The organism is Bacillus sp. FSL K6-0994 (assembly GCF_038630815.1).
Lineage (GTDB): Bacteria > Bacillota > Bacilli > Bacillales > Bacillaceae > Bacillus > Bacillus safensis.
Genome location: NZ_CP152043.1, coordinates 1,756,206 through 1,771,807, shown reverse-complemented (window position 1 = coordinate 1,771,807; position 15,602 = coordinate 1,756,206). Strand labels below are relative to the sequence as shown.

Sequence of the window (15,602 nt, the reverse complement as noted above, 5' to 3'; positions counted from 1 at the left end):
GGGATTCACATCATGATAGAACTGATCATGAACGATATATTGGGCACACCTGCCATTCTCATCGGTTTGTTTGCACTAGCCGGTTTACTTTTGCAGAAAAAATCAGCCGCAGATACTGTGTCAGGCACCTTGAAAACAACCATGGGCTTCTTAATATTAGGGGCTGGCGCTACAGTCGTCTCTGATTCACTCGGGGTTTTTCGAAAGATGTTCGAAGCAGCCTTTCACATTCAAGGGGTTGTCCCAAATACAGATGCTATGGCCGCCATTGCTCAAAAGGAATTCGGTACACAGACAGCACTTATCATGATTTTTGGTATGCTGGTCAATTTGTTACTCGCCAAATTCACACCCTTTAAATACGTCTTTTTGACTGGTCATCACACGTTGTATATGGCGGCTATGCTCGCCGTCGTTCTCTCGACAGCCGGCCTGCACGGATGGCTGCTCATCTCTACTGGCTCAATGATATTAGGTGCAGCTATGGTCATTGCACCCGCAATCCTTCAGCCGTTTACGAGGAAAGTCACCGGAAGCAATGATCTCGCGCTCGGACACTTCAGTACTTTCGGGTATTTTACTGCGGGAATGATCGGCAAATGGGTTGGTTCTCCTGAAAAATCAACGGAAACCATTCAAGTGCCTAAATCACTCGGTTTTCTAAGAGATACATCTGTTGCCATTTCGATTACGATGGCTTTACTGTTCTTTGCAATTGCACCGTTTGCAGGAATTCCTTATATAGAACAAATTAGCGGGGGTACGAACTTCGCTGTCTTCATTCTCATTCAGGCGATTACGTTTGCTGCTGGTGTGTACATTATTTTAGCAGGGGTACGGATGGCCATTGGCGAGATCGTGCCTGCATTTAAAGGGATTGCCGATCGATTCGTGAAGGGGGCAAAGCCAGCACTTGATGCGCCAACCGTTTTTCCATTTGCGCCTAATGCGGTCATTATCGGTTTTTTATGCAGCTTTGCAGGAGGCATCGTATCCATTTTTCTTTTACCTTTGTTTGGTTTAACTGTCATTGTCCCAGGTCTTGTCCCGCACTTTTTTTGCGGTGCTACAGCAGGCGTGTATGGCAATGCAACTGGAGGGGTTAGAGGGGCTGTGGCTGGGGCCTTTGTAAATGGATTGCTTCTTTCCTTTTTACCTGCTTGTTTATTACCTGTGTTAGGAACCCTTGGCTTTGAAGGGACAACGTTTGGAGATACAGACTTTGGTATCATCGGAATCTTGATTGGATTGATCAAGTTTTTATTTCAACTGTAAAAAGGAGGAGCCTGAGAATGACAGCCGTTTTTTCACCTTCACTGATGTGCATGGATCTAACGCATTTCCGTGAACAAATTCATCTTCTCAACACGAGAGCAGACCGGTACCATGTCGACGTGATGGATGGGCATTATGTGAAGAATATTACGTTATCACCCTTTTTCATTGAACAGCTTCGGAAACTGACAAATTTACCGATTGATGTTCATCTAATGGCCGAACATCCGCAGGAATTTTTAATCGATGCATGTATTGATGCAGGCGCAACGATGATTTGTTTACACCCAGAAGTCGTGCAAAAAGATGCCTTTCGAATCATACGCCATATTCACCAAAGAAAATGTGAGGTTGGCTTTGTTCTAAATCCCGCCACACCTGTTGCAGCATTAGATTCCTTTATTCATTTAATAGACAGAGTGACGATCATGACGATCGATCCAGGCTTTGCCGGACAGCCTTTTATTAAAGAAATGCTTCAGAAAATTAAACAGGTGAAAGATATCAAAAAACACGAAGGATACTCGTTTTCAATTGAAGTAGACGGCTCTTGTAATGAGAGCACGTTCCGGCTGCTTGCTGAGGCTGGAAATGAGATCTACATCATCGGCACCTCAGGTTTATTTGGACTTCATAAAGAACTCGACACTGCTTGGGAAAGAATGAAGCAAATATTTGCAAAAGAAACAGCCTCAATCGAATCACGTTAGTAAAAGAGAGGATGAAAACCATCCTCTCTTTTTACGCAAATTTTACTAAAACACAATTCATTCACCAAAACTTACCCAAAAACAAAATAAAAATCAAAAATTCATAATTGAAAGCGCTTTATTTATGTGTTATCCTTCAAATATCTTTAGTAAATATTTAGTCAAATAACGATGAGGAGTTTGCCTATGACCACACTCAAAGATATTGCTCATGATGCAAAAGTGTCCGTTTCCACTGTATCCCGTGTGTTAAATGGCGATCAAACGCTTGCCGTTTCACACGCAACGAGACAAAACATCCTCGACATTGCTAAGAAGTTAAACTATACCCCAGTGAGAGCAAGAAAAGCCGATCAAGCAGAAGAAAAAAGCCCATCTGAATCCCCAGTCATCGGTGTCGTTGTCGCTCAATCCATTGACGAAGAATTAAATGATCCCTTTTTTTCATCGATTCGAAAAGGAATTGAAAAAGAATATGCCAAACAAGGCCTGTCCACTCTCCATACCTTTCGCCTAAGAAGCATGGATAAAGGGGCGATGCTAAAGGATATTGACGGCTTGATCGTCATTGGGCGAATCAGCTCGGATACGGTTGAAAAAATGACAAATCGAATGGAACACATTGTTTTTATCAATCATTATGCGGATGAAGATCTGTATGATTGTGTACATGTTGATTTTGTCAGAGCGGCAGATCGCGCCATTCGTCATCTGCAATCTCTCGGCTATACACATCTAGGCTATATTGGCGGGAAAGAGCGGGAGCATTATTTCGAAGGTAATGCTGTGATTGAGGACGAAAGACAAACGACGTTTATGAAAAGAATGCAGGAGACGGGCGCTCTTCATATGGAAGACATCCACATTGGTGAATACTCCATGCAAGAAGGCTATACGCTTATGCAGCAAGCGATCAAAAAGGGAAAACTGCCGCAAGCCTTTTTCATTGGAAGTGACTCTATGGCAATCGGCGCAATGCGCGCTCTGCATGAAGCCGGTCTACACGTACCTTCAGATGTATCCATTGTTGGGTTTAATGACATTGAAGCCGCGTCATTTTCAAGCCCGCCGCTTACGACCGTCAAAGTATATACAGAAGAAATGGGGGAAGTCGGTCTGAAGCTTTTGCTTGAGAGAATAAACGGAAGAAAACTTCCTCTGAAAGTCGTCGTGCCAACAACACTCATCGAGCGAGGCAGTACATGTCTCATCCATGAAAGGGGGTGAACCATAGATTTCAGCTAACAAAAAAGAGACAAAAAAGCAGAAAGCAAGCTGCTTAGCATGATGGCCAGATCATGCTAAGAACAAGGCAGCCTGCCGCTATGCTCTCTTATCTCTTTGAAAAGAATAGAATTCCAGTATAATGGACTTCCTTTGTTTCCGCAACTGCATGAATTCTACCGATAATCGTCTGAATTTTCAGTGATCAAAAGGAGGAAACCATGAATAAAAAAATCATGCTGCTGACTGCAGCCATGTTCTTGACCATGATTTTGTCTGCTTGCGGTAATAACAGCTCATCTGAAGCAAATGGAAAGGTCACCTTGACGCTATTTTCAACAATGAGCAACAGCGGGGAAAGAAAAGCGTTTGAAGAAGTCATTCGCGAGTTTGAGAAGAAGCATGAGCAGATTCGAATCGATGCTAATTTCCCAGGCAACAGCTATGAAGATATGATCCGCGTCAAAATGGGAGCAAACGATATGCCAGACCTGTTTGATACACATGGCTGGGCCAAACTGCGCTATAGCGAGTATGTGGCTGATTTAAAAGAGATGGATTGGGTCAAACAGCTTGATCCTTCACTCGACCAAATTTTAAAAGACCAAGATGGGAAAGTGTACGCTTACCCGCTGAATCAAGCAAAAGATGGGCTTAGCTTTAATGCCAATCTATTAAAGGAATATGGCATAGAAGTCCCTAGAACACTTGATGAATTAAAATCTGCTTTGCTGACAGTGAAAGAAAAGAGCAAAGGAGATGTTGTGCCGCTCTGGATACCAGGAGGAGATAACTCAAATATTGCCCAAGTCTTTGATGAGCTGGCGACGCCTTTATTAATCACCGATCAAAAGCATCAATACGGAAAGGAACTTGAAAACGGATCATTTGATTGGTCTCTCTATACACCGCTTGCACAATTCATGAAAGATCTGAAGGATCAAGACCTTTTAAACAAGGATGTCCTGACAGCGAAACTATCTCAAGCGCCTGAACTCATGGCACAAAACAAAATCGCCTTCACCTTTGTCGGAGGATCTTTAGGACCTGAAGCAACAGAGCTGAATTCATCGATCAAAGTAGGCACGATGCCTGTTCCAGCCATTCATGAAGGAGATGAACAAAGCTGGATTGGCGGAGAACGTTTTACTGTTGCTGCTTGGAAAGACTCTAAGCATCTAAAAGAAGCAAAACAATTCATCGATTTTTTAGCAAAACCTGAAAACGCAAAAAAAATCGCCGAGGGCACATCCTCTGAAACAGCTCTAAAACAAGTGAAAGCGAAAAACTATTACTCTGCATTTTACGATCAATACGAACAGGTGAAGATTGAACCGTATTTCGATCGAAAATACTTACCAAGCGGAATGTGGGCGGTCATGGCAACAACGGGTCAAGAATTATTAGCAGGCTCCATCACACCAGAACAGTTATCAAAGAAAATGGAAGAGGAATATAAGCGTTTGAAAAAACAATAGCCGATGGATGCTGAAACAGGAGTGAAGCCAATGAATGACATCACAAAAGCAAAACAGCCCGCCGCATTCACCTCTTTACCAAAACAAAAGATACAAAAACGCCAGAATTCATCACTTTGGTGGATGTACATGCCAGCTGTTCTCGTCGTCAGTACCTTTATCATTTATCCTTTTTTAAACGGCATTCAGCTTTCTTTTACGAATTGGAACGGTTTCTCACAAACTTATCAATGGATTGGTCTTGAGCAATATGGGCGGCTGCTTCAGGATCAAGCGACATGGCTTGTTGTCAAAAACACGCTTCTCTATGGAATCGGGAGCACTGTCTTACAAAATATCATCGGACTTGGATATGCTCTTTTATTAAATCAAAGCTTAAAGATGAAAGCCATCACAAGAACGGTCATCTATTTACCTGTCATGATCAGCCCGATTGCGATGGGCTATATTTGGTATTTTGTGTTTGCTTACCAAGGTGGTGCCTTAAATGATGTGGTGACGCTTTTTGGATTTGATCAAATAAATGCGCTCGGCAACCCGCAATTTAACACATGGATCATTGTGCTTGTCAACACATATCAATTCGTCGGGATTGCGATGATCATTTATTTAGCAGGACTTCAAAGTATTCCTAAGGATTATTATGAAGCGGCTCAATTAGACGGCGCATCGAGCTTCCAGCAATTCAGGCGGATTACATTGCCGCTGCTTATGCCGTCGATCACCATTAATGTTGTGCTGAATGTCATTGGCGGGCTCAAGCTCTTTGATGTCATTGTGGCACTCACGGGCGGCGGACCTGGAGATTCCTCGCAATCCATGTCGACCTTTATGTATGATCTGTACTTCAAACGTCAGGATGCAGGCTATGCAGCGACGCAAGGGGTGTTCATGGCGGTCATCATCCTTGTCATTAGTGTCGCAGCGCTGATTTATTTCAAACGAAAGGAGACCGAGGTGTGATGGATAACGCCTATAAGCGCAAGAAAAAATGGTACTCCTTCCTCGCACTATTGATCACATTGCTGCACCTCATTCCATTTTATATTTTGGTGACGACATCATTAAAGGGGATAGGAGATTTTAGTTCAAAATGGCTGTTTCCGAAAGCACTGCATCTTGAAAACTTCCGCACAGCATGGACAGAGGCTCAGCTTGGCCAGTCCTTTTTGAATACAGTGATCATTACGTTCAGTTCCGCTGTATTGCTTATTATGTTTGGATCTCTTGCAGCCTATCCGCTCGCAAGAAGGAACACAAAGCTGAATAAAGCAGTCTATGTTTTATTTATTGCCATTATGGTCATTCCACCGCTTACAGCCCTTGTCCCGCTCTATAAAATGGTCGTTCAAATCGGGATGATGAACACCTATCAAATTGCTGTTTTAAATAATGTGGCTGCTTTTTTGCCGCTGACAATTTTCTTATACGCAGGCTTTATCCGGTCGACAATTCCAAAGGAGCTTGAAGAAGCTGCCCGTATTGATGGTGCAGGGACACTCAGAGTTTTTTTCACAGTCGTTTTTCCGCTTCTGAAGCCCATTACCGCTTCTGTATTAATTATTGCCTGCGTGTATATTTGGAACGACTATCAATTTGCTATCTTCTTTTTGCAAGATAAAGAGATGCATACACTCACAGTCGCCTTATCCCATTTTTTTGGTCAAAATCAGCATCAGCTTCAGCTCGTTGGGGCAGCTGCACTCATTGCGATGCTGCCAATGGTCACGATGTTTTTACTTTTGCAAAAATATTTTATCGCAGGGCTTTCACAAGGCTCTGTCAAAGGCTAGCCCAATATAGATGTAAAAAGGAGAGTCGTCTATGTCTAAAATTACATTTATCGGTGCAGGGAGTACCGTGTTTGCTAAAAATATATTAGGAGATTGTCTGTTTGTTCCCGCCCTTGCAGGCTTTGAATTCGCATTATATGATATCGACCACAACCGGCTGAAAGAATCAGAAACGATGCTCCGGCATTTAAAAGCAAATTACGGTGCAAATGTGACCATCCAGTCCTATCACAACCGGAAAGAAGCCTTAAAGGATGCGAAATATGTTATCAATGCCATCCAAGTTGGAGGCTACCGGCCAAGTACTGTCATTGATTTTGAAATACCTAAAAAATACGGATTAAGACAAACGATTGCGGATACGGTAGGGATCGGCGGCATCTTCCGCTCCCTTCGAACGATTCCTGTCATGCTGGAATTTGCAAAGGACATGGAAGAGGTTTGTCCAAATGCTTTATTGTTAAATTACACGAACCCAATGGCCACACTGACAGGTGCGATGCTGCGCTATACTCAGGTTCAAACGATTGGTCTCTGTCATAGTGTGCAAGTCTGTACAAAGGACCTATTTGAATCTCTTGAAATGGAACATGAAGGCATTGAAGAAAAAATTGCCGGTATTAACCATATGGCATGGTTATTAGAGGTAAAACGGGACGGAAAAGACTTGTATCCAGAAATCAAAAGACGGGCAAAAGAAAAGCAGCAATCGAGGCATCATGATATGGTACGTTTTGAACTGATGGATAAATTCGGCTACTATGTCACAGAATCCTCAGAGCACAATGCCGAATACCATCCATATTTCATCAAATCACGGTACCCAGAACTAATCGGTCAGTTTAACATTCCGCTCGATGAATACCCGAGACGCTGCGAGGAACAAATCAACAATTGGAATACAATGAAGCATGACCTTGTGGGCAATACACAGATCACACATACTCGCTCAAAAGAATATGGTTCACGTATCATTGAAGCGATTGAAACGAACGTTCCCTTTAAATTTGCCGGGAATGTGCTGAACACAGGTGGCCTCATTCACAACCTGCCTGAAAAAGCGTGTGTCGAAGTGCCGTGTGTTGCAGATCGAAGCGGCATCATGCCATGCTATGTCGGAGAGATCCCTGAACAACTGGCGGGACTGAACCGGACCAATATTAGTTCACAGCTCATGACCATCGAAGCAGCAATCAGCGGGAAAAAAGAACACATTTATCAAGCGGCATTACTGGATCCACACACAAGCGCTGAACTATCAATTGATGACACCATTCAATTATGTGATGAACTCATTGAAGCACATGGAGAGATGCTGCCAAATTATATAGAACCAAATCACTATGCCGCATCAACCAAATAACAGAAATGAACCAGCCTCTACCTGATGCACCGCGCATCAGGTTTTTCTTATGAAGCAAAAAGAGGATTGACTGAGACCCATTTTAATATTATGATTTTTCTAAAGTTACCCAATAGTTAATCAAAAACACATCATGAAATTTCGGTATTCTAGTGTTAAATGTCACAAACAAACCAATCTGTGTTGAACAAGAGCCTGACTAAAGCGGTTTATCACAACGTAAACCAAAACTGCCGTTTGATTTGACAAAGAGTGTATACAGATGAATGCCCGTTAGATGAGACAATGACGATACATACACACCCTTTAAGCATGACATTCTTTAACAAAGAGGAGAGAGGGAACATGACCAAAACAGATGTACAAACGTTGAAAAATTATATCGGCGGACAATGGATTGAGGCAGAAACAAGTCAAACAGAGGCAGTGTATAACCCAGCTACTGGCGAAATCATCGCGGAAGTGCCGCTTTCAACAAAAACAGATGTCGAACATGCGGTACAGGCAGCACAAGAAGCATTTGCCACTTGGTCGAAAACTCCCGTTCCCCGCCGTGCACGCATTTTATTTAAATACCAACAGTTACTCGTTGACAAATGGGATGAGCTGGCTGAACTCGTAACGATTGAAAACGGAAAAAGCATCACAGAAGCAAAAGGAGAAGTGCAGCGCGGAATTGAATGTGTCGAATTTGCCGCTGGTGCACCAACCTTAATGATGGGAAAACAATTACCAGATATCGCATCTGGACTCGAATCTGGCATGTACCGCTATCCAATTGGCGTCATCGGCGGAATTACACCATTTAACTTTCCAATGATGGTTCCTTGCTGGATGTTCCCGCTTGCCATTGCCTGCGGAAATACGTTTGTTTTAAAACCTTCAGAGCGCACGCCGATTCTTGCCGCACGATTAGCCGAATTATTTGAAGAAGCTGGTCTTCCAAAAGGGGTTCTCAACATTGTCAATGGAGCTCATGATGTCGTCAATGGTCTGCTTGAACACCAAAAGGTCAAAGCCATTTCATTTGTCGGCTCTCAGCCAGTTGCAGAATACGTCTATAAAAAAGGCACAGAGCATGGCAAACGTGTCCAAGCACTTGCAGGAGCAAAAAATCACTCCATTGTCCTCAAAGATGCAGATTTAGACGCGACAACGAAACAAATCATTGGTGCTGCCTTTGGATCAGCAGGAGAGCGCTGCATGGCCGCGGCCGTTGTCGCAGTGGAAGAAGAAGTGGCAGATGATCTCATTCAAAAATTAGTTGATGAATCGAATAAGCTTGTCATTGGAAACGGAATAAATGAAGAGGTCTTTCTTGGTCCAGTCATTCGAGAGGAACATAAGGAGCGAACGCTTCAATACATTCAGTCAGGGATTGAAGAAGGCGCAAGTCTCATTCGAGATGGCAGGAAAGATCACGAAACAAATGGAAAAGGGTATTTCGTTGGACCAACGATCTTTGACCATGTGACAAATCAAATGAAAATTTGGCAGGACGAGATTTTCGCCCCAGTCTTATCAATAGTTCGTGTCTCTTCACTGACAGAAGCGATCGACCTGTCTAATCAATCAAAATTTGCAAACGGTGCCTGCCTGTACACAGACAGTGCATCAAGCATCAGAGAATTTCGCGAAAATATTGAAGCAGGGATGCTCGGCGTCAATATCGGTGTTCCCGCACCAATGGCATTTTTCCCGTTTTCCGGCTGGAAGGATTCTTTCTACGGGGATTTGCACGCCAATGGAACAGACGGAGTGGAGTTTTACACAAGAAAGAAGATGGTGACCGCTCGTTATATGTGATCAACACTCATCAATTAACTTAGAAAATGCAGTTCCAAAAGGAGAACTGCATTTTTTGTTGTCTTCTAGTCAAAAAGTAAGGGTTTTCATCATGATTACAGCAAGGATTTGCACTAGAAATCATTCTTTCTATTCATTCTTCATCAGTATCTATCAACATATTTTGAAATTGGGCTTAAACCCCAATATTAGGAAGATGAAAACAGGAGGAAATGAAACGATGAGGACGAGGATGAAGTGCGGCGTTGGTTTATTGATTTTTGCTTTGGTACTGAGTTGTTTACCGGTATATGATGCGAGTGCGGCAAGCACAACAATTGCAAAACGTGTAGGAAATGCAAACCCGCTCATAGACCACCACTTGGGCGCTGATCCGTTTGCGCTCACCTATAACGGAAGAGTGTACATTTATATGTCGAGTGATGACTATGAATATCACAGCAACGGTACGATTAAAGATAATTCTTTTGCCAATTTGAATAGGGTCTTCGTCATCTCTTCAGCAGATATGGTGAACTGGACAGATCATGGCGCGATTCCAGTAGCCGGTGCAAATGGGGCAAATGGCGGCAAAGGGATTGCTAAATGGGCAGGTGCTTCCTGGGCTCCATCAGCGGCGGTGAAAAAAATCAATGGGAAGGATAAATTTTTCCTTTATTTCGCAAACAGCGGCGGAGGGATTGGGGTTCTGACAGCAGATTCCCCAATCGGTCCATGGACAGATCCTATCGGAAAAGCGCTTGTCACGCCAAATACACCAGGAATGTCCGGGGTTGTATGGCTGTTTGATCCAGCCGTTTTTGTAGATGATGACGGCGCTGGTTATTTATATGCCGGTGGAGGCGTACCAGGCGGTTCTAATCCAACGCAGGGACAATGGGCCAATCCTAAAACAGCAAGAGTCCTAAAACTAGGGCCTGATATGACAAGTGTTGTGGGCAGTGCATCAACCATTGATGCTCCTTTTATGTTTGAAGATTCGGGGATGCATAAGTATAACGGAACCTATTACTATTCCTATTGCATCAACTTTGGCGGCTCCCACCCAGCAGATAAACCACCTGGTGAGATCGGTTATATGACGAGCTCAAGTCCGATGGGTCCATTTACGTATAGAGGGCATTTCCTGAAAAATCCGGGTGCATTTTTTGGCGGCGGCGGTAACAACCATCATGCGGTGTTCAATTTTAAAAACGAGTGGTATGTCGTGTATCATACCCAAACGGTCAGCTCTGCTTTATACGGGGCAGGAAAAGGCTACAGATCTCCGCATATTAATAAGCTTGTGCATAATGCTGACGGCTCCCTTCGAGAGGTTGCAGCCAATTTTGAAGGGGTCAAACAGCTTTCCAACCTGAATCCTTATCAGCGGGTAGAAGCTGAAACATTTGCATGGAATGGACGCATTTTGACAGAGCCCTCTTCAGCTCCAGGCGGACCGGTCAATAACCAGCATGTCACAAACATTCAAAACGGAGATTGGGTGGCTGCCAGTAACGTCGATTTCGGATCAAACGGCGCAAGAACATTTAAAGCGAATGTAGCATCAAATACAGGCGGAAAAATAGAAGTACGCCTCGGAAGCCCTGACGGCAGACTCGTCGGAACACTAAATGTCCCTTCCACAGGCGGAACAAACAATTGGCGAGAAGTAGAAACGACAGTAAACGGAGCAGCTGGCGTGCACAACGTATTTTTTGTCTTTACTGGAACAGGTGCAAACCTATTTCAGTTTGATTCCTGGCGGTTTACTCAATAACAAAGGATGAGAAAATGATAGGAGAGTGGAAAAATTTGATGTCAATGATCAAAAAAACAATCTGTACTTTATTGATCTGCTTCACCATGCTGTCTGTCATGTTCATCGGACCTGGCGCAACTGAAGTTTCAGCAGCAGATGCCAATATTAATATCAATGCAGAAAGACAAGTGATTCGCGGCTTTGGCGGAATGAACCACCCGGCTTGGATTGGTGATTTGACCGCACCTCAAAGGGAAACCGCTTTTGGCAATGGGCAGAATCAATTAGGGTTTTCCATTCTAAGAATTTTTGTAGATGAGAACAGAAATAATTGGCACAGAGAGGTCGCCACAGCCAAAAGAGCAATAGAGCATGGAGCTTTAGTGATCGCTTCACCTTGGAATCCTCCAAGCCATATGGTCGAGACTTTCAACCGTAATGGTACAACTGCAAAGCGGCTGAGATACAATCAATACGCTGCATATGCTCAGCATCTGAACGATTTTGTGACGTATATGAAAAATAATGGCGTCAATCTCTATGCGATATCAGTACAAAACGAGCCTGATTATGCACATGAATGGACATGGTGGACTCCTCAGGAAATCCTGCGTTTCATGAGAGAAAATGCCGGCTCCATTAATGCCCGCGTGATTGCGCCAGAATCCTTTCAATACCTTAAAAATATATCAGATCCTATCTTAAATGATCCGCAAGCGCTTGGAAATATGGACATTCTCGGAGCCCATTTGTACGGAACCCAAATCAGCCAGCTTCCATATCCTCTTTTCAAACAAAAAGGAGGGGGGAAGGAGCTTTGGATGACAGAGGTCTACTACCCGAATAGCGATAACAATTCAGCGGACCGCTGGCCTGAGGCATTAGGGGTTTCAGAGCATATTCACCATTCGATGGTAGAAGGGGACTTTCAGGCATATGTTTGGTGGTACATCCGCAGATCCTACGGCCCTATGAAGGAAGATGGCCTGATCAGTAAACGCGGTTACAACATGGCGCATTTCTCCAAGTTTGTACGCCCAGGATACGTCAGAATTGATGCAACGAAAAGTCCTGAACCAAATGTTTTCGTATCTGCCTACAAAGGAAACAATCAGGTTGTCATTGTCGCGATTAACAAAAACAATACAGGAGTCAATCAGCACTTTGTGATGCAAAATGGAACTGCTTCGCAAGCATCAAGATGGATTACAAGCAGCAACAGCAACCTTCAGCCCGGTACAGACTTAAATATATCAGGCAATCAATTTTGGGCTCATCTCCCGGCTCAAAGTGTGACAACATTTGTAGTCAAACGCTAGAATCAATTGAATCACCAAAAGCCAATTTTCTCATTTCAAAAGAAAATTGGCTTTTTTTATGCAAATAGGAAGTTGATTTTTTCACTATGTTCTTACATTGGGTATAATAATGGCAATGACTTCAGGAGAGTGATCAATGTATGCCAAAGCATCAAAGCAAAGTATTAATGATCGATGACGAAAAAGAAATTTTGGAATTAATCAACACAGTATTAACAAGAGAAGGCATTGATCGCGTTATAACAGCTTCAACTGCCCGTGATGGGCTCACGAAATTCCATCAAGAACAGCCTGATCTTGTCATACTTGATATTATGCTGCCAGACGGTGAAGGCTATGATATTTGCAGACAAATCAGAGAGACCTCCCATGTTCCGATTATCTTTTTATCAGCAAAGGGAGAGGAAACAGACAAAATTGTAGGACTTGCCATCGGCGGGGATGACTACATTACAAAACCGTTCAGTCCAAAGGAAGTCGCCTACCGGGTGAAAGCGCAGCTGAGACGGCTCTCATACTTGCAGTCATCTCAAGCCGATCCCGTGATCAAAAAAGGGCCGTTTGAATTAAACGAGCAGCAAGCAGAACTGAAGAAAAATGGCGTGGTCATTGAGCTCACGCCGAAAGAGCTTCTGCTGATGACCTACTTCTTGCAGCATCCGAACCGCATCATCAGTAAAGAAACGCTTTATCAAACTGTTTGGGGGGAAGACTTCTTCGGTTCTGACAATACGGTGATGGTTCATATCCGAAGACTTCGGGAAAAAATAGAAAATTCCCCGTCCACACCAGAGTTTCTCGTCACAGTCAAAGGGCTTGGCTATAAATTTGTTGTAAAGGATGCGTAAGGATGAAATGGCGATTAACAGGCAGGTATATGGTCTCTGTCATTATCGTGACCATTATCACGGTCTTTATCAACTTATTCGTATTTATGATTTGGCTCGTACTTCAGGCAAACAGCCAGCATAACGAGGAAAATACGCCCGAAACCTTCACAAGATCATTTGAACAATACATCTCTTTTTCTGATCAAGGAATGACCGTAAACAAAGAAGGGCAGAAAGCCTTAAAACAACAGAATGCATGGATTCAAATTTTAGACGAAAATGGCCAAAACGTGTATCATGCGCAAGCACCTAAAGGATTAAAGAACAAATATACACCGATAGAAATCGTGAACTTACATAAATATAAAGATAAGCAATTATTATCGACCATTTATGCTGGCGGAAAAAAAGTAAAGGGCAAAGAATACAGCTACTTTATCGGTTTTAAAGACCCTTCCATCGGAAAATACCTATTCTCGTTTGACACGAAGGATTTAGTAACAAGATTCAATATCGGGACGATGATTTTATTATCAATTGATGCCATCATAGCGTTACTCATTGGTTACTTATTCAGCCGGCAGCTCACAAAACCGCTCGGCCGTGCCATTCATAGCATCCAGCGGCTGGCAAACGGAGATTACACGACAAATCTGCCTGCTAAAGGAATTTATAAAGATGTCTTCTATAATGTCAATCACTTATCAGAGCAGCTCGCTTCAAGCAAAAAAGAAAAAGACAAACTAGAGCAAATGCGGGAAGAATGGATCAGCCATATTTCTCATGATATTAAAACGCCGCTCGCTTCTATTCAAGGCTATGCAGAAATCATGAAAGACCCAAAGTATCCTCTTTCAAAGCAAGAAATCAGACATTACGCGGGCATCATTGAGAATAAATCATTGTATATCAAAGATGTCATGGAGGATCTGAATTTAACGACAAGGCTGAAAAATAACGGCGTCATGCTCAATAAAGAGCTGGTCAACATCGTGTCACTGCTGCGGGAAACGTTAATTGATATTTTGAACGATTCAAGATATGCGGATCAGACGATTGAGCTTCAAACGAATGAAGACAAGCTCATGCTGAATATTGATAAAATCCTCATTCGAAGAGCGGTCACCAATCTGATTTTAAATGCCCTTGTTCACAATGATTCTGATGTGACAATCATTGTACAGCTTGAACAAAAAGAAAAAACCCTTATCACGATTAAAGACAACGGCAAAGGAATAGAAGAGGCAGAGCTGGAAAAAGTGTTTGACCGCTATTACAGGGGGACGAATACAGGTGTTTCACATGCTGGCTCTGGTCTTGGGATGGCCATTGCAAAGGATATTATCGTCAAGCACGGCGGGGACATCACGATCCGCAGCAGTATAGGGAAAGGAACAACAATTGATATCCAACTACCAGCATGAAAATAGACAAAAAAACGGTTCTGATCAACAACAGAACCGTTTTTTTACCTATTATTTATTCTGAAAATACTTTGATGCCTTTCACAATGTTCCAAATGAAGAAGTAGATGGCAACAAGGAATGTCACTGCATATGTCGCAATTAAGAAAGGCCCCGCATGGCTGATATCTTTCATACCAAGTAAACCTGAACCAAGGATGCCAATACCAAAAATCAAATAAGGTATGACATGCGTCCATAATGATTTTTTCGCATGATATTTCACTTCGTCCTGACCTAAAAAATAGACGATAATTGGGAACAAAAATGGTGCAAAAAAGATACTGAAATAACATAATGATGACAAGACTTTATTTCCTTTCATAACGTTTCACCTCTATGATTTATTCACTACAAACACATTGTACTACCTCAACCTTAATCCGTATTAATCTGAACCTTACAGCAACCTTAAAAATGTTTACCTTTTAAAATAATTTATAAACGACATACTATAATATAGGTATTTAAATCTATTTTACCGAAAAAAATAGTTGACTTTGGTTTATCCTGTGTTTACAATAAAATCGTAACCGATGCAGGAGTGTTACTGATATCATCAGGCACCACCAAGTCAGGTAAACATGTTGTACATTTGTA

13 protein-coding genes are annotated in these 15,602 nt (G+C 42.7%); 12 read left to right on the top strand and 1 reads right to left on the bottom strand.

The window, feature by feature from the left end; all coding sequences use genetic code 11:
• Positions 1-12 precede the first annotated feature (12 nt).
• The 12 genes from MHB69_RS09040 (at position 13) to MHB69_RS08985 (ending at position 14,963) form a co-directional block, all read left to right on the top strand.
• Positions 13-1,275, top strand: a complete 1,263-nt coding sequence (locus MHB69_RS09040) for a PTS ascorbate transporter subunit IIC (protein ID WP_305933669.1) — start codon at positions 13-15, stop codon at positions 1,273-1,275.
• 17 nt (positions 1,276-1,292) lie between these two features.
• Positions 1,293-1,985 carry a D-allulose 6-phosphate 3-epimerase gene (alsE, locus tag MHB69_RS09035; RefSeq protein ID WP_034283513.1) on the top strand — a complete coding sequence of 231 codons (693 nt, stop codon included), beginning with the start codon at positions 1,293-1,295 and terminating at the stop codon, positions 1,983-1,985.
• A gap of 186 nt (positions 1,986-2,171) precedes the next feature.
• Positions 2,172-3,212 (top strand): LacI family DNA-binding transcriptional regulator, encoded by a 1,041-nt coding sequence (locus MHB69_RS09030; RefSeq protein WP_305933668.1) that lies wholly within the window; start codon positions 2,172-2,174, stop codon positions 3,210-3,212.
• Between the two features lie 218 nt (positions 3,213-3,430).
• Complete coding sequence (locus MHB69_RS09025; RefSeq protein ID WP_081124459.1) at positions 3,431-4,687, top strand: ABC transporter substrate-binding protein; 1,257 nt, start codon at positions 3,431-3,433, stop codon at positions 4,685-4,687.
• A gap of 30 nt (positions 4,688-4,717) precedes the next feature.
• Positions 4,718-5,650 (top strand): sugar ABC transporter permease, encoded by a 933-nt coding sequence (locus MHB69_RS09020; RefSeq protein WP_041118130.1) that lies wholly within the window; start codon positions 4,718-4,720, stop codon positions 5,648-5,650.
• Positions 5,650-6,480, top strand: a complete 831-nt coding sequence (locus MHB69_RS09015; protein ID WP_326135136.1) for a carbohydrate ABC transporter permease — start codon at positions 5,650-5,652, stop codon at positions 6,478-6,480. Before MHB69_RS09020 ends, MHB69_RS09015 begins: the two co-directional genes overlap by 1 nt.
• A 31-nt stretch (positions 6,481-6,511) precedes the next feature.
• On the top strand, positions 6,512-7,843 hold the full coding sequence (locus tag MHB69_RS09010; RefSeq protein ID WP_081124458.1) for an alpha-glucosidase/alpha-galactosidase: 1,332 nt from the start codon (positions 6,512-6,514) through the stop codon (positions 7,841-7,843).
• Positions 7,844-8,188: 345 nt separating this feature from the next.
• The gene (locus tag MHB69_RS09005) at positions 8,189-9,649 is read left to right on the top strand and encodes a CoA-acylating methylmalonate-semialdehyde dehydrogenase (RefSeq protein WP_120206942.1); all 1,461 of its coding nucleotides are present in this window, start codon (positions 8,189-8,191) and stop codon (positions 9,647-9,649) included.
• A gap of 220 nt (positions 9,650-9,869) precedes the next feature.
• Positions 9,870-11,408 (top strand): glycoside hydrolase family 43 protein, encoded by a 1,539-nt coding sequence (locus MHB69_RS09000; protein WP_342496197.1) that lies wholly within the window; start codon positions 9,870-9,872, stop codon positions 11,406-11,408.
• A 35-nt stretch (positions 11,409-11,443) separates the two neighbouring features.
• Entirely contained in the window at positions 11,444-12,709 is a 1,266-nt protein-coding gene (locus tag MHB69_RS08995; RefSeq protein ID WP_034283503.1) for a glucuronoxylanase, read from the top strand.
• Positions 12,710-12,849: 140 nt separating this feature from the next.
• On the top strand, positions 12,850-13,557 hold the full coding sequence (locus MHB69_RS08990; RefSeq protein WP_081124456.1) for a response regulator transcription factor: 708 nt from the start codon (positions 12,850-12,852) through the stop codon (positions 13,555-13,557).
• Between the two features lie 2 nt (positions 13,558-13,559).
• Positions 13,560-14,963, top strand: coding sequence for a HAMP domain-containing sensor histidine kinase (locus MHB69_RS08985; RefSeq protein ID WP_342496196.1), 1,404 nt, complete (start codon positions 13,560-13,562; stop codon positions 14,961-14,963).
• A 55-nt stretch (positions 14,964-15,018) separates the two neighbouring features.
• Here MHB69_RS08985 and MHB69_RS08980 read toward each other — a convergent pair whose 3' ends face one another.
• Entirely contained in the window at positions 15,019-15,327 is a 309-nt protein-coding gene (locus MHB69_RS08980) for a DUF4870 domain-containing protein (RefSeq protein WP_041109292.1), read from the bottom strand.
• Positions 15,328-15,602 lie beyond the last annotated feature (275 nt).